The 15,754-nt window shown below is 64.5% G+C and carries 16 protein-coding genes and 2 pseudogenes; 11 read left to right on the forward strand and 7 right to left on the reverse strand.

All coding sequences use genetic code 11. From position 1 onward, the window contains the following. The 3 genes from GR328_RS22230 (at window position 1) to GR328_RS22240 (ending at window position 2,911) form a co-directional block, all read left to right on the forward strand. Window positions 1-1,335, forward strand: coding sequence for an ATP-binding protein (locus GR328_RS22230; protein ID WP_160887764.1), 1,335 nt, complete (start codon window positions 1-3; stop codon window positions 1,333-1,335). 69 nt (window positions 1,336-1,404) lie between these two features. Continuing rightward, complete coding sequence (locus GR328_RS22235) at window positions 1,405-2,205, forward strand: TlpA disulfide reductase family protein (protein ID WP_160887766.1); 801 nt, start codon at window positions 1,405-1,407, stop codon at window positions 2,203-2,205. A gap of 175 nt (window positions 2,206-2,380) precedes the next feature. Further along, the gene (locus GR328_RS22240; RefSeq protein WP_205790218.1) at window positions 2,381-2,911 is read left to right on the forward strand and encodes a molybdopterin-dependent oxidoreductase; all 531 of its coding nucleotides are present in this window, start codon (window positions 2,381-2,383) and stop codon (window positions 2,909-2,911) included. Window positions 2,912-2,966: 55 nt separating this feature from the next. Here GR328_RS22240 and GR328_RS22245 read toward each other — a convergent pair whose 3' ends face one another. The 4 genes from GR328_RS22245 to GR328_RS22260 all read right to left on the reverse strand — a co-directional run bounded on the left by GR328_RS22245 (window position 2,967) and on the right by GR328_RS22260 (window position 5,501). Beyond that, window positions 2,967-3,587 carry a class I SAM-dependent methyltransferase gene (locus tag GR328_RS22245; RefSeq protein WP_160887770.1) on the reverse strand — a complete coding sequence of 207 codons (621 nt, stop codon included), beginning with the start codon at window positions 3,585-3,587 and terminating at the stop codon, window positions 2,967-2,969. Window positions 3,588-3,738: 151 nt separating this feature from the next. Beyond that, on the reverse strand, window positions 3,739-4,074 hold the full coding sequence (locus GR328_RS22250; RefSeq protein WP_160887772.1) for an ArsR/SmtB family transcription factor: 336 nt from the start codon (window positions 4,072-4,074) through the stop codon (window positions 3,739-3,741). A gap of 137 nt (window positions 4,075-4,211) precedes the next feature. Further along, window positions 4,212-4,826, reverse strand: a complete 615-nt coding sequence (locus GR328_RS22255) for a DUF938 domain-containing protein (protein WP_160887773.1) — start codon at window positions 4,824-4,826, stop codon at window positions 4,212-4,214. 291 nt (window positions 4,827-5,117) lie between these two features. Continuing rightward, window positions 5,118-5,501 (reverse strand): response regulator, encoded by a 384-nt coding sequence (locus GR328_RS22260; protein WP_160887774.1) that lies wholly within the window; start codon window positions 5,499-5,501, stop codon window positions 5,118-5,120. An 83-nt stretch (window positions 5,502-5,584) separates the two neighbouring features. Here GR328_RS22260 and GR328_RS28095 point away from each other — a divergent pair, with 83 nt between their 5' ends. The 4 genes and pseudogenes from GR328_RS28095 to GR328_RS28375 all read left to right on the forward strand — a co-directional run. Then, window positions 5,585-5,719 (forward strand): hypothetical protein, encoded by a 135-nt coding sequence (locus GR328_RS28095; RefSeq protein WP_281352065.1) that lies wholly within the window; start codon window positions 5,585-5,587, stop codon window positions 5,717-5,719. 127 nt (window positions 5,720-5,846) lie between these two features. Continuing rightward, window positions 5,847-7,403 (forward strand): sensor histidine kinase, encoded by a 1,557-nt coding sequence (locus GR328_RS22265; protein WP_160887775.1) that lies wholly within the window; start codon window positions 5,847-5,849, stop codon window positions 7,401-7,403. Window positions 7,404-7,659: 256 nt separating this feature from the next. After that, the gene (locus GR328_RS22270; protein WP_425487067.1) at window positions 7,660-8,283 is read left to right on the forward strand and encodes a Crp/Fnr family transcriptional regulator; all 624 of its coding nucleotides are present in this window, start codon (window positions 7,660-7,662) and stop codon (window positions 8,281-8,283) included. Window positions 8,284-8,376: 93 nt separating this feature from the next. After that, window positions 8,377-8,541, forward strand: a pseudogene (locus GR328_RS28375) (arginase family protein); the annotation flags it as partial. A gap of 139 nt (window positions 8,542-8,680) precedes the next feature. Here the strand turns inward: GR328_RS28375 and GR328_RS22280 are convergent. Together GR328_RS22280 and GR328_RS22285 are read right to left on the reverse strand one after the other, a co-directional pair. After that, window positions 8,681-8,986: pseudogene (locus GR328_RS22280) on the reverse strand (isochorismatase family protein); the annotation flags it as partial. 402 nt (window positions 8,987-9,388) lie between these two features. Next, entirely contained in the window at window positions 9,389-9,937 is a 549-nt protein-coding gene (locus GR328_RS22285; RefSeq protein WP_160887776.1) for a cysteine hydrolase family protein, read from the reverse strand. A 100-nt stretch (window positions 9,938-10,037) separates the two neighbouring features. On the opposite strand from GR328_RS22285, the gene GR328_RS22290 reads away from it, so the two are divergent. After that, window positions 10,038-11,033: a GlxA family transcriptional regulator gene (locus GR328_RS22290; protein ID WP_425487068.1), complete on the forward strand. Its 996-nt coding sequence runs from the start codon at window positions 10,038-10,040 to the stop codon at window positions 11,031-11,033. Window positions 11,034-11,042: 9 nt separating this feature from the next. Here GR328_RS22290 and GR328_RS22295 read toward each other — a convergent pair whose 3' ends face one another. Then, entirely contained in the window at window positions 11,043-12,014 is a 972-nt protein-coding gene (locus GR328_RS22295; RefSeq protein WP_160887777.1) for a GlxA family transcriptional regulator, read from the reverse strand. A gap of 313 nt (window positions 12,015-12,327) precedes the next feature. Between GR328_RS22295 and GR328_RS22300 the strand changes: the two genes are divergently transcribed. The 3 genes from GR328_RS22300 to GR328_RS22310 all read left to right on the forward strand — a co-directional run bounded on the left by GR328_RS22300 (window position 12,328) and on the right by GR328_RS22310 (window position 15,256). After that, window positions 12,328-13,221 carry an MBL fold metallo-hydrolase gene (locus GR328_RS22300; protein ID WP_160887778.1) on the forward strand — a complete coding sequence of 298 codons (894 nt, stop codon included), beginning with the start codon at window positions 12,328-12,330 and terminating at the stop codon, window positions 13,219-13,221. Window positions 13,222-13,341: 120 nt separating this feature from the next. Continuing rightward, on the forward strand, window positions 13,342-14,451 hold the full coding sequence (locus GR328_RS22305) for an LLM class flavin-dependent oxidoreductase (protein WP_343039456.1): 1,110 nt from the start codon (window positions 13,342-13,344) through the stop codon (window positions 14,449-14,451). Between the two features lie 109 nt (window positions 14,452-14,560). Further along, entirely contained in the window at window positions 14,561-15,256 is a 696-nt protein-coding gene (locus GR328_RS22310; protein ID WP_160887780.1) for a gamma-glutamylcyclotransferase, read from the forward strand. Window positions 15,257-15,754: the final 498 nt, after the last annotated feature.

A 15,754-nucleotide genomic window follows, 5' to 3' on the forward strand; every position in this document is an offset into this window, starting at 1 on the left:
ATCATCCTGATCGCCGCCACGATAGGGATCTGGCTGTTCGCGACGGCCTGGATCTATCTCGACACCAAGCGCCAGCTGCAGCACGTGCTCGACACGCGCCTCATGGAGGCGGCGCGCATGGTCGGCTCGCTCGTCACAAGCGGCGAAATCGCGCTGTCGGCCCGTGTGGACGGCGCCCCGCTCTCGATCCCCCTCCCCGAGCCCGGCCACGTTAGTTACGAACGCCAGCTCTCATGCCAAATCTGGTCGTTCGACGGCCGCCTGATCGGACGCTCCAGCGGCGCGCCGGAAGCCGAGCTGTCGGACGAGACCAGCGGGTTCTCTGAAAGGGAGGTCGGCGGCGAGCCGTGGCGGGTCTATGCCGTGGCCGACCGCGACAAGGGCATTCGGGTGCTCGTCGGTGATCGGCTCGGCCTGCGTGACCGCCTCGTGACGGACCTCGTCCGCGGCCTGCTCCTGCCGGCCGCCCTGATGGTCCCCCTGCTGGCCTTCCTGATCTGGGCCAGCGTCGGCCGCGGGCTCCGTCCCCTTCGTCACCTGACACAAGGCCTCAAGGCGCGCGGTGCCGAGGACTTGTGCCCGATCAGCGTCGGCAACCCGCCGTCGGAGATCCGGCCCGTCGTCGAGGCTCTGAACGGCCTCTTCGGCAAGGTCGCTGCGGCGCGCGAGCACGAGCGCAGCTTCACGGCCTTCGCAGCGCACGAGCTGCGCACCCCGTTGGCGGGGTTGCGCACCCAGGTCCAGGTGGCCCTGGCGGCGAAGGATCCGGAGACCCGTGAAGGGGCCCTGAGGCAAACGCTGGTGGCCGTCGACCGCACCAGCCGGCTCGTGCGCCAGCTGCTCGCCATGTCCGAGCTCGATGCGACCGTGGACGAGGGCGAGCCTCACGACATCCTCGTCGGCCCGGCCTTGGAGGAGGTCATCGCGAGCCTTGCCACGGGCAGGACCTCCACGCGCGTGCAGCTCGACCCCGCACTCCACCACACGACGATCCGGATGAACCGCGAGCTGTTCCACCTCGCCGTGCGCAACCTGCACGAGAACGCGGTGCAGCACTCGCCGGAGGGCGGCCTCGTGCGCTGGTTCCTCGCTGGCAGCACAAGCCGGCCGATGATTGCGGTGGAGGACGAGGGTCCGGGCATCCCAGAGGACGAAATCGGCCTGGTGACCGACCGGTTCTTCCGTGGACGCCACCACAGCGCCGTGGGCAGCGGCCTCGGCCTCGCCATCGTCGACGCGGCGCTCAGGCGGGCCAAGGCCACCTTCGAACTCCGGAGCCGCCAGGACCGGCCTGGTCTGCGGGCGGGCTTCAGCATCAACACGGCCGCAAGCTGACGGCGGCAGTGCCCAGCATGAGACGCCGTCTTAAGGCTGCCTTAAGCTGGACCCTGAATCAGCAGGGCCATGCAAGTTATCTCAATCGGTCCCCTCGTCTTCGCCGGTGATCGCCTCGCGGCCATCGTCGGCATCGGTGCCTTCATGGCCGCGACCTCAATCCTGTCCTCCCGCCTGGATCCCCGCGTTGGCCGCTGGTCGACCTGGGCTCTGCTCGGCGGTTTGATCATGGCCCGGTTGGGGCATGTCATCGAGCACGCTGCCAGCTTTGCGGTGGAGCCCTGGCGGGTCTTCGCGGTCTGGCAGGGCGGGTTTTCCTGGCCATGGGGCGCCGCCGGAATCGCGCTTGTCTCCGCGGCCCTGGTACGGACACGTCGGGCCGCCATCGGCGCGGTGGTCAGCCTTGTTATCGGCCTGTTTGCCTGGAACGTGATGTGGCAGCTGACCAGCGCCACGCCGTCCACGCCGATGCCGGAGGTGGCCCTGGAGCGGGCGGAGGGAGGATCCGTCGTCCTGACGAGCTTTGTGGGACGGCCCGTTATCGTAAACCTATGGGCCAGTTGGTGCCCGCCCTGCCGGCGCGAGATGCCGATGATGGCCGAGACGGCAGCGGCGAGAGACGACGTCACGTTCCTGTTCGTGAACCAGGGCGAGGAGCGCACGACGATTGAGGGCTATCTGAACAACGAGAACATCACGCTGTCGAACGTGCTGCTCGACGCGCGCATGGACGTGCCTCGCCACTACTCCACGCCGGGTCTGCCGGTCACTCTCTTCATCGGCGCGGACGGAAAGCTCCGATCCGTCCACGTTGGCGAGATTTCCCGTGAGGCATTGACGGGCGCGCTCAACCGGTTGCTGGCGGAGTAGTTGAGTTGCGATGAGCGGCTGGCGGCGGCCCTCATCGCTTAGGAGGCGCCCCGCGACGCGCCGCAGCCTTCCTTGCTCTTCCGCTTGCCTTCACAGGCCAAGCTCGTTGTCCTCCCATGCGACAAACGACGCTGCGGCCATGGGCCCGGCGCGGCGGGGCCTGCGGAGGAACGCCATGACACGCCAAACCGAGCGGTCGCCCCAAGAACCACCCATTGACGATCAAGAGCTCCCTGAGCCCGGAGGGATCAGCCGCCGCGGGCTCCTGACCAGCGTCAGCTTGGCGGGCCTTGGGGCCGCTGTGGGCGCCACTCTCCCCCCTATCCTCGTATCCAACCGGCACTTTGATCCCGTCGGCCCTAGCGCAGGGGGCTCCCGCATCGGGCGGTGCAGCCCAGCCCTCAGGTCACAGCCGCTCGACTATCCCGGCAAGGAGAAGAGGCTCGTCGTCCTTGGTGAACGGCCGCAGGCGAGAGGCAACCAATGGACCAACGGCGGCGCGGGCTGCGCGGAATGGACCGGCGTACCGCTGAGTGAAGTGCTCCAGGCCGCGGGGCTGAAGGACACGGCGAATTACACCGCCCATGACGGCGCCGACCGCGACCTGATCCTCGACTACCTCGCGACGCACCATCCACCCAAGGCGCCGGCGCGGGCGGGCGGGCAGGTTCAGGAACCCATTCGCGCCGCAACGGGAGATCCGTGATGCCCCTGAACTCGCTGGGGCGTCCGGGGTCGGAGCAAAGGGTTCTGGCCGGAGTTCAGGACGGCTTGCGCGCGACCAGATCCACGAGGGCCGACATGCCGTAGTGTCCGGTCCCCTCTTGGATGACGCTGTCGTGTTCCACCAGGCTGACAATCTCGAAATCGTGGAAGACCTCGCGCAGCATGGCTGCCGTGTACATGTTTTCCGCATGCGGCGGGCCGCCGGTCCCATACTGGATCTGTTCCGGCCGGTAGCCCTGCAGAAGGAGAAGGCCTCCGGGAGCGAGCGTGCGCCGGATCCCCCGAAAGATCGCCTCGCGCAATGTCGGATCGGCGAACTGGATGAAGATGGCGGCCACCACGTCGAAGCTGCTTTCCTGCCACTCCCAGGCTGCCAGATCCGCCTGAACGAAGGACACCTCGACGCCCCTGCTGTCCGCCAGCCTCCGGGCCTTCGCGAGGGCGGCCGAGGAGAAGTCGAGCGCGGTGACACGCAGCCCGTGCTCCGCCAGCCACACGCCGTTGCGGCCTTCTCCGTCAGCCACAGCCAGAGCCCTTTGTCCAGGCCCGAGGAGGTGCCGTTGACTGGCTAGGAAGGCATTCGGGCTGGTGCCAAACAGGTAATCCTCGCCGCTGTAGCGCGTGTTCCAGCGCTCCTGGTCTGATTGTTCGCTCATGAAGCCTCCTGCTCCTTTCTTAGGGGTTCCTGCCCTTGCACATGAAGGTCAAAGGTCGTGCCCCGCTCCTGGCCGCAATGCAGATCCTCCGTTGGAATTGAGCGCTTCAATGGGGCGCGACGGGCCGGCTGAGGTGGCACCCACCTCCCTATCAGGCAGAGCCGCCGTCCTTCGCCTGCTTGCAGAACAGGCTGTACAGAGTCGCGAACAGCTGCTCGATGCGTGGGTCGGCGATGCGGTACCAGATCGTCTGGCTCTCGCGCCGGGTGGCGACGATGCCTTCATCCCGCATCTTGGCCAGATGCTGCGACAGGGCCGATTGCGACAGGCCCACGGCTTCGGCCAGTGCGGTGACATTGGCCTCGCCCCACTCCACCAGCTTGCACAGGATCATCAGGCGGCGCTCGTTAGCCAGCGCCCGCAGGATGTCCGCGACCTCCGTCGCCTGCTTCTCGAAGGTCTCCAGGTCGAGTTCCAAACGGGGCATACGCATACCTGCAATCTATAAGTCGGAACTAATTTAGTATATGCTTATTTTTCCGCAAGGGGATTGCCGCCCCGCATCGGACTCGGTGCGCTGAACGACCGAGAGGGCGCTGCGGGGCAATTTCGGTCCGAGGCCGCCTACCTTCGGAACACGAGGCTGAGATTGTTCGCGGGCATGGCGATGCGCTCGACGAGCTCCAGCCCATGCGCTCGTGCGAGGTCAGCCACCTCTTCCAGGTTACGGATACCCCACTCCGGATTCCGGCGTCTGAGGCCCTGGTCAAAGGCCTCGTTGCTGGGAGCCGTGTGGGCGCCCTTCTCCTTGTAGGCCCCGTAGAGAAAGAGCACGCCGCCTGACGGAAGCACCCGTCCCGCCCCGGCCATGAGCCCCTGCGTCGCCCGCCAAGGAGAGATATGAACCATGTTGATGGCGACGAGAGCGTCAGCCCGCTCGACGGGCCAGTCCGGGGCAGAGGCATCGAGCCTCAACGGCGCAAGGAGATTGGGCAGCGCTGACGCTGCGCGATGAGCGGCGATGCTGTTCAAGGCCTGCTCGTCCTGGTCGGTGGGCTGCCACGTCAGGTGCGGCAGCGTGGCGGCGAAATGAAGGGCGTGCTCGCCGGTCCCGCTGGCAATCTCCAGAACCAGTCCGCTGGCTGGGAGAACCCGCTGCAGGACGGCCAGAATTGGGTCTCGGTTCCGCGCGACCGATGGCGAGGTCAGGGCCGCATCCATGTTCTGTGAGTTCGTCATGACGATGGTCGGTTTCCTCGGATACGCGTCGGTCAGGCCGGGTTGTCGCGTCAGATGCATAGCGCCATGATTCGGCAAAATCCGTCAGGGCTCTTTGGTGGAGTCCCCGGGTTCAGCACTGTAGCATGCTTGTTAGGTCCGGAACGGGGCTGAGCTTCGAAATTCCTGGCCCCTTCGGTACGTCTGACTACGTGAGGATAGCCGCCCTCGGCCTAACGTCTCAGGTATGCCAAGAACCGACATTCCCAAGGTCAACGAGCAGGAGTCCTGCACTCGCCTCGTGTATGAACCTCATGATTTCTGCACGAGACCTGGCAACGCCTTGGCGAGGTCCTCCGGGCGGAAGGGCTTCTCCCAGCGTGGAACACCCCTGTAGGCCTCAGGCACCGCAGCTTCGTCATAGCCAGTGGCGAAGATGAAGGGCACGCCCTGCTCCCGCAGCGCATCGGCAACAGGGTAGACCATCTGGCCTTTCAGGTTGATGTCCAGCACCGCCGCATCCACAGGCTCCTCCGCCAGAAGCGCCAGGGCTTCGTCCGTCGACCGGACTGGTCCTACCACGTCCGCCCCGAACTTCCGGAGAGCCTGTGCCATGTCATCCGCCAGGAAGTACTCATCCTCGACGATGAGCACCCGGCGATAAGTCAAGGCCCCTGTCTCTGCCGTGCTGGTCATGCTCTCTCCTTCCATGCCTTCGTCGGGACGGTTTCTGAGGAGTAGGCTCCCTCCTGCGGCTCCACACCAACACAGGTTAAACAGTGCTGTTCCAGGCCCTCATGCGCGAGCCCGTCACCAGCCTGAACCTGGAGGCGCTCCGACGAGTCACCATGGTCAACCCCAACCACCTACATCTCAACCCTGAGGGCCGCCACCTCGACGGCGATGAGGCCTGATCGCCGGCGCCTGTGACTTTCCGGCTGCTTGGGCGTTTGTGTGGGCATCCAGGACAAGCAACGGGGGCACAGGCACATGTCAGGGGAACCCCTTGCCCCTCGGCAGATACCACCGTAGGGAGACGTGATGGTCGATAGCGAGCAGATGATGCGGCGCCAGAAGGTGCTGGCCGATTTCGGCGAGTTCGCGCTGCGCAGCGGTGACCTTGACGCGGTCCTCACCGAAGCCTGCCGCCTTGTGGCCGAGGCGCTTGGGACTGGCCGGGCCAAGATCCTGGAGATTCAGGAGGACGGCCAGTGCCTGTTCGTGCGGGCCGGCGTCGGCTGGAAGCTCGATATCGTCGGGCACCTGCGGCTGCCGATGAGCGAGCGCTCCTCCGAGACGTATTCGATCAACGAGGGCAAGCCCGTCATCACGCAGGACATCGCCAAGGAGGAGCGCTTCGAAGTTCCCGAGTTCATGAAGGAGGCGGGCGTGGTCGCGTTGGCGAATGTGCCGATCTTCGTGCCCGGCGGGCAAGCCTTTGGGCTGTTGCAGGTGGATGACACCAAGCCACGCGCCTTCAGTGAGGAGGACACCGAGTTCCTGCGCACCTACGCCACCCTTCTCGGGCCGGTAATCGACCGTCTGCACAAGGTGCGGACGCTGCACCGCCAGGAGGAGAGCTTCCGGCTCATCGTCGAGAATACCCTCGACTACGCAATCGTCCTGACCGACGCGGAGGATCGGATCACCGAATGGACGCCCGGTGCTCAAGCCGTGTTCGGGTGGACGGCGGACGAGATCAAGGGCCAGTATTCCGCCATCCTGTTTACGCCCGAAGATCGGGAAGCAGGCGAGGACAGGAAAGAGATCGAGACGGCGCGAAGGGAGGGTTTTGCTCCCAACGTGCGCTGGCATCTGCACAAGGATGGCTCGCGGGTCTTCATCGAAGGCGTCGTCAGGGCTCTTCGCGAGAGCAATGGTGAGCTTCGGGGCTTTCTCAAGATCGGACAGGATGTCACCGAGCGCATACAGGCCGAGGAGCGGCTGCGCGAGAGCGAGCGCCACGCCAAGCTACTCCTGGCCGAACTCCAGCATCGGGTGAGGAACACGCTGGCGGTGGTGCGCTCCATCGCCCGCCGGACGGTACAGACCAGCGAGAGCGTGGAAGATTACGCCATGCACCTGGAGGGGCGCATCGATGCCTTTGCCCGGGTGCAGGCGGCGGTCACAAGAACCCCTGATGCGGGGCTCGAACTGACCACGCTGGTCGCGGATACACTCCTGTCGGTCGCGGCTCAGGAAGGCGAGCGGGTCAGGCACATCAAGGGTCCAAATGTCCGCCTCCAGGCGAAAGCGGCTGAGACGGTGGCGCTTGCGATCCACGAGCTGGCGACCAATGCGGTGAAGTATGGCGCTCTCTCCGCTGAGCAGGGCCGCATAGAGGTAGAATGGACCATCGAGGAGTCGCCGGAGCAGCCCCGTCTTGTGCTCCGCTGGACCGAGACGGGAGTGAGGCTTTCCGGCGAGAAGCCGACGCGGCGCGGCTTCGGGACGGAGCTGATCGAGCGGATCCTCGCCTATGACCTTGGCGGTGAAGCGAACCTGGAGTTCACGCCAGATGGGCTCCACTGCACCATCAGCCTTCCTGCAACCGGTGACCTTGTCCTGGAGAATGCGCAGCCCGCGCGGCGATCATGATCCCTGCGCAGCATGATTGTCGTTGATACTCAAGGTTTCAGTTTGTGCAGGGGTTCGCATTGAGCCCTGCTGGCCTTTCCGCACCAGCTAGACTATGCTTCCGCGCACGGGCGAAAACACCGCCAAGAGAGCGGGGAGGCTGCACCGAGGGAGGCCCATCCTGAACACCCGCCTGATCCGCAAACTTGAGAACTTTGATCGCCTCTCAGATGAGGAAAAACAGTTCCTGGAGGGTGCCGTCGTCAGGGCACGAGTGGTGAGCAAAGGTGAGGACATCATCCGGGAGGGGGACCGCCCCACCGAGAGCACTGTTCTGCTGGAGGGCTTTGCCGCGCGCTACAGCCTTCTCAGAAACGGCAAGCGCCAGATCACAGGCCTTCATGTGCCCGGCGACTTCGTCGATTTGCACAGCTTCCTGGTCAAGAAGATGGACCATGCCGTCCTGGCGATCACGCCCTGCTCGGTCGGCTTTGTCCCCCACGAGACCCTCCGCGAGATCTCCGAAAACCACCCCCATCTGACCCGGCTGCTTGGGGTGAACATTGCTGTTGATGCCGCGATTCACCGTCAGTGGATCGTGGCCATGGGGAGGCGCTCGGCCCTTGAGCACGCCGCTCACCTTCTCTGCGAGATGTTCCTGCGCCTGCGGGCTGTCGGACTGACAGAGGATGACAGCTTCAAGCTTCCCCTGACCCAGGCGGAACTGGGGGACGCCCTTGGACTCTCGACCGTTCACGTGAACCGGGTCGTCCAGGACCTGCGCAAGGAAAGATTGATTACCTGGCGTGGTGAAACGCTGGTCATCGACGACTGGGAACGTCTGCAAGAGCTCGCCGAGTTCGATCCAACCTTCCTGAGTTTCGAAGTCGAGCCACGCTGACAGGAGCGATGCTCAGCCTTTAGATGACCGAGGAGACCGCTTGCGCTTTGCAGGGCCATTGCTGGCTGCTTCGAGATCTTCGACCGCCTCAACCGCACGCTGATCCAAGGACTTGCCACCAAGGGCCGCATTGTCGGCATGGACATCGTCGAGATCACTCCATCACGCGACTTCAACGATCTGACCGTGATCGCGGCGAGTGGGATCATCAACATCCCCATCGGCGCTGTCGTCCGCGCAGGCTACTTCCAGAAATGACGCGGGCCGAGCGAGGTGCGGCTCTCTCGCTGGTGAATGCCCGTAGGCGCCCAAGGGCTTTCCATTGGGCGTGATCCCGCCGGCTGGCAACCATCCAATCGACGCCACCAGGCTGCGATCGAAAGTCGGCAGGATGCCATTTGATCAAGGCGAGTGCCTGCCTGAAGCGCGAATGCTCCGCGATTTGCAGCCACTCGAAGATCACCATCTCGGTCGTGACAATCTCGGCGCCGTGGCGTTCCATGCGCCGGACAGCCGCCTCTTTGCTCTCCGGATGGCGAGAACCTACGGCATCGCGCACCACATAGGTTTTGCGGGAGGCCTCAAGGAGCCCGAGCACGGTCTGCTGGACGCAGATATGGGCCTCGCACCCGACAACAACGATATGCCCGTCGGCAGGGACGCGGTCGAGGAACCCATCCTCGCGGCAGGCGTCGAAGTACTGGCATGAGCCGCGCCTGGACGTCGACGACGAGAAGAAGGGATTGTTTCGGGTCAATGGTGAGCATGTGCCATTCCTTTACAGATCGTGTCACGAAAGAGTCGAGATCAGAGAATGGCCGATAGGCCGTCTGGCGATCTTAAGCGGAAGCGCTGACGGCAGCTTTCCATTCGATGATCGCGGTCAGGTGATGCAGATGGGCAGCATGCGCGGCCCGACCGGATCGGGGTGGACCCAAGGAAGGCGGACAGCCGAGAGGATGCTGACAAAAACGTTGAACGCCTCAGTCAAGACAGCCCGGCAGGACTGGCGTCTTTAGCCTATAGGGAGTGTCCCCATACGACGGAGCGAATACCCGGGCGGGAGCGATGCCCCCGCCCGGGTCCAGTCGTGGATCCCCGCGTTTTACCGTTGGGTGTACGTCTCGGTGTCGGTGATCGTCGCGTAGGCGAAGCCCAGCGACGACATCAGGGTGGCATGCACCTGGGCCGCCGGCACCGTCACGCCGCCGAACTCAAGATCGCGCGTCGCGCAGGCATCCTGCACCACTGTCGTCTTGTAGCCGAAGTCGCTGGCAGCCCGCACGGTGGCGTCGATGCACATGTGGCTCATGGCGCCGACAACCGTGACCTCCTCAATCCCCTTGGCGTCCAGCTTGTCCTTCAGGTCAGTCTTGAGGAAGGAGTTCGGATAGTTCTTGACGACCAGCGTCTCGCCATCGCGGGGTGCAACGGCCGGATTGATCTTCACGCCCTCGGTTTCGGGAAGGAAGAAGGGCGCCTGCGGATCGAGGAACACATGCTGGACATGGATCACCTCATCCCCCTCGTCCCGTGCCGCCGCGATCACCTTGGCCGCGTTCGCCGCCGCCTGTTCGATATTGGCGAGGGAATACTTGCCCCCGGGAAAGTAGTCGTTCTGGAGGTCGACGACGATCACTGCACGCTTGCTCATGTTTCTACCTTTCGTTTGCCTCATGGCATCTGAATGGCTGGACATTAGGTGGGGCTTGGAGCTATGCCCATTGGCGATATCGACATAATGCGGGGCGATAGTGACAATCGACAACGAACGGACGGTGGAAGTCGGCATCGTGACCTATCCGGGGGCCCAGCTCTCGGCCGTGCTGGGCATGACGGACCTGTTCACCGCATCGAACCGCTTCATGGCTCCCGACGAAAGGCAGCCCTCGATCCTGATCAGGGTCAGTCACTGGAAGCTGGACGAAGGCAGCAAAATTCCGGTCCGGACCTTCGACACGATGCCCTCCACCAGAGGAAGACCGGACGTGTTGATCCTGCCTCCCACCCTTGAGGGCCCGGCCTCCCCAGAGATCGCCGCCCCTTTTGTCGAATGGCTGCGTGAGCACCATGCATCCGGCACCGTCCTGGCCTCGGTGTGCGCGGGCGCCTTCCTGCTCGGCGAAACGGGCCTTCTCGACGGCCGCTCGGCCACGACGCACTGGATGCACGAGGACCTGTTCCGGGCTCGTTTCCCCAAGGTCTGGGTCGACGTGGACCGGCTCCTCATCGATGGCGGCGAGATCCTTTGCGCCGGGGGGCTGATGGCTTGGACGGACCTGTGCCTCAAGCTGCTCGACCGGTTCCGCGGGGCGGAGGTCATGGCGCAAACGGCAAAGTTCCTGCTGGTCGACCCGCCAGGGCGGGAACAGCGCTACTACAGCTTCTTTTCCCCACGCCTGGCGCATGGCGATGCCGCGGTGCTCAAGGTACAGCGCTGGCTTCAGGCGACGGAAGCCAAGGACATCTCCCTTGAGGCGCTTGCCGCCGAGGCCGGGCTCGAAAGACGGACTTTCCTGCGCCGGTTCCGCAAGGCGACGGGCATGACGACGTCGGAATACGGCCAGAGGCTTCGTGTCAGCAAAGCCTGCGAACTGTTGCAGTTCAGCGGACTGTCCGTGGAGCAGATCGCTTGGCAGGCCGGGTACACCGATCCGGGCGCCTTTCGGAAGGTGTTTGCCAGGGTCGTCGGGCTGACGCCCAGCGAGTACCGCCAGCGCTTCAACACCTTCGAGGCACGGGACGGGTAGCGCACCCGGTCACAAGCTCGCGCGCCGGGTGTTGCAGAACGTGCGTCTGTAGTCGGACGGAGACGTGCCCAGTTGCTCGGCGAATTGCTGGCGCATCGACAAAGGCGTGCCGAAGCCGACTTCATGGACGATGTGTTCGACAGGCAGGTCGGTGGTCTCAAGCAACTGCTGGGCCCTGCTGACCCGTTGGGCGTTCAGCCACTTGGTCAAGGTCGTACCTGTGGTCTCCCGAAAGCGCCTTGTGAACGTGCGGCGGCTCATGTGGGCGACGTCCGCCAGGGTATCCACGGTCAGGGGCTCCGACAGGTGCTCCAGCGCCCACTCCAGGACGCCGGGCAACCGGCTCTCGCACGGGAACTGCGGGACCGGCTTCTCGATGTACTGCGCCTGCCCGCCCTGCCTGTGCGGTGGCGTGACCAGCATTCTGGCCGTGCGATTGGCCACATCGGCACCATGGCGCTCCCTGACCAGGTTCAGGCAGCAATCGATGGCAGCGACGGTTCCGGCCGAAGTGACGATGTTGCCGTCCTCGACATAGAGCACGTCCGGGCGGAAGTTCGCCGTGGGGAAGCGGCGCGCGAAGGCCTCGCGCGCCACCCAATGGGTTGTCGCCTGCCGGCCATCCAGCAGACCGGCATCCCCCAGCACGAACGCCCCGAGGCATAGGCCGACGATGAGTTTCCCGCGGGAATGGGCCTCGCGCAGGGCTTCTGTCAAAGCCTCCGGCGCCCGCGCCTCGGGATCTTCCCATGCCGGCACGATGATCATATCGGCCTTCGCCAGGGCATCGAGGCCGTCCGGCACCCGGACCTCAAGCCCCGTATCGGTGCGGACCATGCCCGGCGTCACGGCGCAGTAGCGGACATCGTAAAACGGCTCACCAGGAGAGGCCGGGCTCGTGCCCAGAACCAGTCCGGGCACCGTCAGATGGAAAAGACTCGCGCCGTCGAAGACCAGAACGGCAACACGCATCGGGGACATGACGCTCACAGGGCATATGATTGTTGGCCCAGAACTAGCGACTGTCGTCATTTGGGTCAACGTCACCTCTGTCGTAATAACTGGGCGGCTCTCCCCGGCCACCCCCTGCCTGTGTGCCGCCTTGCATCGGCCTCCTCCACAGTCGGCCCAAGACAGATGGCGGGGATCGGCGTGCCGTTCCGCCGGAGCGAGTCCTTTCAGCCGCTATGCGTTGTGGCCCAAAAGTATCGTCAGTTGGCACTCAGGCCACTGTTCGAAGACATGGCGCAACCGTAATGCTGCCGGCCATCAACTTCGTATCTGGAGCAGCAACATGCAGCCAATGACGGCCATACGTGCCATCGCGATTTCCCTTGCCCTCGGAGCGGCGGGCCTACCGGCACTGGCATCCCCCCAGGCCACCGCGACGCCCGGCACGGCGTCGGTGCAGATGCAGCACATCCGCAACGCCACCACGAAGATCGACTACGCAGGCAAGACCTTCCTTGTCGATCCTCTGCTGGCGAAGAAGGGCGCCTATCCGGGCTTCGAGGGAACATTCCGCAGTGATCGGCGCAACCCGCTGGTCGAGCTTCCGATGCCCGCCGAGGACGTCATGAAGGGCGTGGATGCGGTGATCGTGACCCATACCCACCTCGATCACTGGGACGGTGGCGAGCATCAGTTCGTCCCCAAGGCCATCACCTTGTTCGCGCAGAACGAAGCCGACGCCAAGATCATTCGTGGGCAGGGCTTCACCGATGTTCGCGTCATGGGCGAGAACACCGTTTTCGAAGGCGTGCGCCTGACACGGACGGGCGGACAGCACGGCACGGACGAGATGTATGCCAACGGCCCCTTGGCGGGGTTCCTTGGCACGGCCATGGGCATCGTCTTTCAGGCGTCGGGTTCGCCAACCGTCTACCTCGTCGGCGATACCGTGTGGCGCAGCGAGGTCGATCAGAGCCTGGCCAAGTTCAAGCCCGACGTGGTCATCCTGAACGCCGGCGAAGCCCGGCTGGTTGGCTACGCCGGATCGATCATCATGAGCAAGGACGACGTGCTCCGCGCGTACAAGGCCGCGCCGAACGCCACCATCGTCGCCGTGCATATGGATGCGATCAACCATATGACGTTGAGCCGCGAGCAACTGCGGGACTATGTCCATCAGAACGGCATCCAAGACCGTGTCCGGATCCCCGCCGACGGTGAAACGCTGAAGTTCTGATCATCAGCGCCCACTCCAACTGGGGTGGGCGCCCCTTGACGTTTTGAAACGGGTTCAACCCGCCGGATGTCCCTGCCCGGCGCACACGACACCAGACAGCCGACATTCGGGAGCGTTGAAGTGACTGCATCGATCTTTGGAACGCGACATGGAAATGCGCCGGCGCCCGTGTCCATTCTCGACTTTGCCATGGCCGGCAAGGGCGTTACGGCACGTGAGGCCCTGTCCGCCAGCATCGATTTGGCGCGTCTGGCTGATCGGCGGGGGTTCACGCGCTATTGGATCGCCGAGCATCACGCCATGCCCAGCGTCACGACCCCGTCACCGGCGCTTCTGCTCGCCCGCCTTGTCGGTGAGACGAGGTCGATCCGCCTGGGTTCGGGAGGCATGATGCTGCCGAACTTCCCGCCCCTGGTCGTTGCGGAGCAGTTCGGGCTCTTGGCGTCGCTTGCGCCGGGGCGCATCGATCTGGGCCTCGGCCGGGCGCCGGGCACGGACATGACGACCGCGGCCGCCCTGCGGCGCGGGCAGATCGGCGCGGAGGATTTTCCGAACCAGGTCACGGAGCTGATCGGCTTCCTGGATGACGACTTCCCTGGCGGCCATCCTTACGGCGACGGCGTGTACGCCGTTCCCGGCCCGAGGCAGGACAGGGAAAATGGCGTCCCGCGCTCGTTCGAGCGCCCCCCGGTATGGCTCCTGGGATCCTCCGGCTACTCGGCGCAGCTTGCCGCGCATCTTGGATTGCCGTTTGCCTTCGCGGCACACCTCGCGGACGAGAACGTCGAGCTCGCCCTTATCCTCTATCGCCAGAAGTTCAGGCCCTCGGCCGTGCTCGACCGGCCCTATGCCATAACCAGCTTTGGCGTCCTTGCCGCGGACGACGAGCGCGAGGCGAGGCGCCAGGCATGGGCCTACTCCCATGCCATGATGCGTATGTCCCAGCGCAGGTCCTTTGTCGTCCCCACCCCGGAAGAGGCCGAGACCTATCCCTACTCGCCGTCCGAACGCGAAATGATCGAGATGTGGAACGCCAAGATCATGAGCGGGACCGGAGCGCAGGTCGTGGAGCAATTGAACGCCTGGCAGCGGCGCCTGGGGGCAGACGAGCTCATGTTGCTGAACCTCGGGCATTCGCCTGCCGCCATTCTTCGCTCGACCGAGATCATCGCTGACGCCTACGGCATGCCTGAACATCACCCGGACCAGGATGAAGCGCGTTATGGGTGACGCTGCCCTGTGCCGCCAGCATGACCATGCCGCCCCTCCAGGACTTACATATCGTCCGGCGGCCTTGAGCAGGCCGACGGACCCAAGGCCAAGCCTACTGGAGATCGGAATGGAAGGATCGAGCGCGACGAAGCGAGCCCACGGCCTGACCCGTGAAGCCCTCCGGGACGGGTTCGTGCATGAACTGGTCGCCCGCTCGGGAATCGACCTGCCCGTGCTGAGCGACGAGGAGCGGCGCGCATCCCTCAAGGCAACCCTCGCCGCGCAGCCTGTTCCGGGCGATGTCTGGCTGTTCGGCTATGGCTCGCTGATCTGGAACCCGGCGTTTCACTACGTGGAGCGCCGGCCCGTGCTGATCCGGGGCTGGCACCGGCAGTTCTGCCTGTCCACTCCCATCGGACGCGGGACTCCGGAGAATCCTGGGTTGGTCCTCGGGCTCGACTGCGGCGGCTCCTGCCGCGGTGTCGCCTTTCGCGTCGCGCGTTCCGAGGCAGAGGCCGAGCTCGAACTGGTCTGGCGGCGCGAGATGGTGATGGGCTCCTACATCCCGCGCTGGGTCAAGCTGCATGGACCTGACCTGCCGGAGGGCACGTACGGCATTGCCTTCACCATCAACCATGCGGCCCCGAACTATGTGCGTCCGGCCTCGGAGGCTGACACGGCCCGGGTGGTCGCAACCGCGTGTGGGGCGCTCGGCTCCTGTCAGGACTACCTCTTCGACACGATCCATGGCCTGAAAGGGTTCGGGATCCACGACCGCCATCTGAATCGCATCGCCGACCTGGTGCGTGAGCACCGGAGCTGAGCCATGCCGGGAGGAGGGCCAGCCGTCCCCAAGGAAGCACCAAACGGCCCGTAAGTCCCACCGCGGCCAGTGACTGAGATCGGCATGTGGCTTGACTCGGATCAATGCGAAGCACATTTTTCAGAAAATACTGAAACTTCATGACTTCCCATCAGTGCGCAGCAGAGCCCGGTTACCTCGCTGTAGCCGGGCTCTTTCATGCCTGGAGAGGGCGTCCGACACGATGATTGCCCCTGAATTGAGGAAAAGCATTGGCCCGATTTGCGGCAGTCTGAATCCGCAAGCCAAAATGGCCGGGTTAAGAATTTCAATGACTTAGAGGCGAAGATGAGGGGAGCTTCGCCTCTTGTTACAGCCTGAGCGTGGAACCATAATTGGAGTGGTTACACCCCAACAGCCTGCCTCGATGGACGCAAGAGCCCGCCGCAGTCACATGCGGCGGGCTCTTGCATTGAGCCTGCCACCGGTTCCGTGTTGGGGATGACAGCCACTCGGGTT

It is taken from the genome of Microvirga makkahensis, assembly GCF_009830105.1.
Taxonomy (GTDB): Bacteria; Pseudomonadota; Alphaproteobacteria; order Rhizobiales; family Beijerinckiaceae; genus Microvirga; species Microvirga makkahensis.

Coding starts and splice junctions, on each gene's coding strand:
- GR328_RS22235 (WP_160887766.1), top strand. CDS start 1,405: ATGCAAGTTATCTCAATCGGTCCCCTCGTCTTCGCCGGTGATCGCCTC.
- GR328_RS22240 (WP_205790218.1), top strand. CDS start 2,381: ATGACACGCCAAACCGAGCGGTCGCCCCAAGAACCACCCATTGACGAT.
- GR328_RS22245 (WP_160887770.1), bottom strand. CDS start 3,587: ATGAGCGAACAATCAGACCAGGAGCGCTGGAACACGCGCTACAGCGGC.
- GR328_RS22250 (WP_160887772.1), bottom strand. CDS start 4,074: ATGCCCCGTTTGGAACTCGACCTGGAGACCTTCGAGAAGCAGGCGACG.
- GR328_RS22255 (WP_160887773.1), bottom strand. CDS start 4,826: ATGACGAACTCACAGAACATGGATGCGGCCCTGACCTCGCCATCGGTC.
- GR328_RS22260 (WP_160887774.1), bottom strand. CDS start 5,501: ATGACCAGCACGGCAGAGACAGGGGCCTTGACTTATCGCCGGGTGCTC.
- GR328_RS22265 (WP_160887775.1), top strand. CDS start 5,847: ATGGTCGATAGCGAGCAGATGATGCGGCGCCAGAAGGTGCTGGCCGAT.
- GR328_RS22285 (WP_160887776.1), bottom strand. CDS start 9,937: ATGAGCAAGCGTGCAGTGATCGTCGTCGACCTCCAGAACGACTACTTT.
- GR328_RS22295 (WP_160887777.1), bottom strand. CDS start 12,014: ATGTCCCCGATGCGTGTTGCCGTTCTGGTCTTCGACGGCGCGAGTCTT.
- GR328_RS22300 (WP_160887778.1), top strand. CDS start 12,328: ATGCAGCCAATGACGGCCATACGTGCCATCGCGATTTCCCTTGCCCTC.
- GR328_RS22310 (WP_160887780.1), top strand. CDS start 14,561: ATGGAAGGATCGAGCGCGACGAAGCGAGCCCACGGCCTGACCCGTGAA.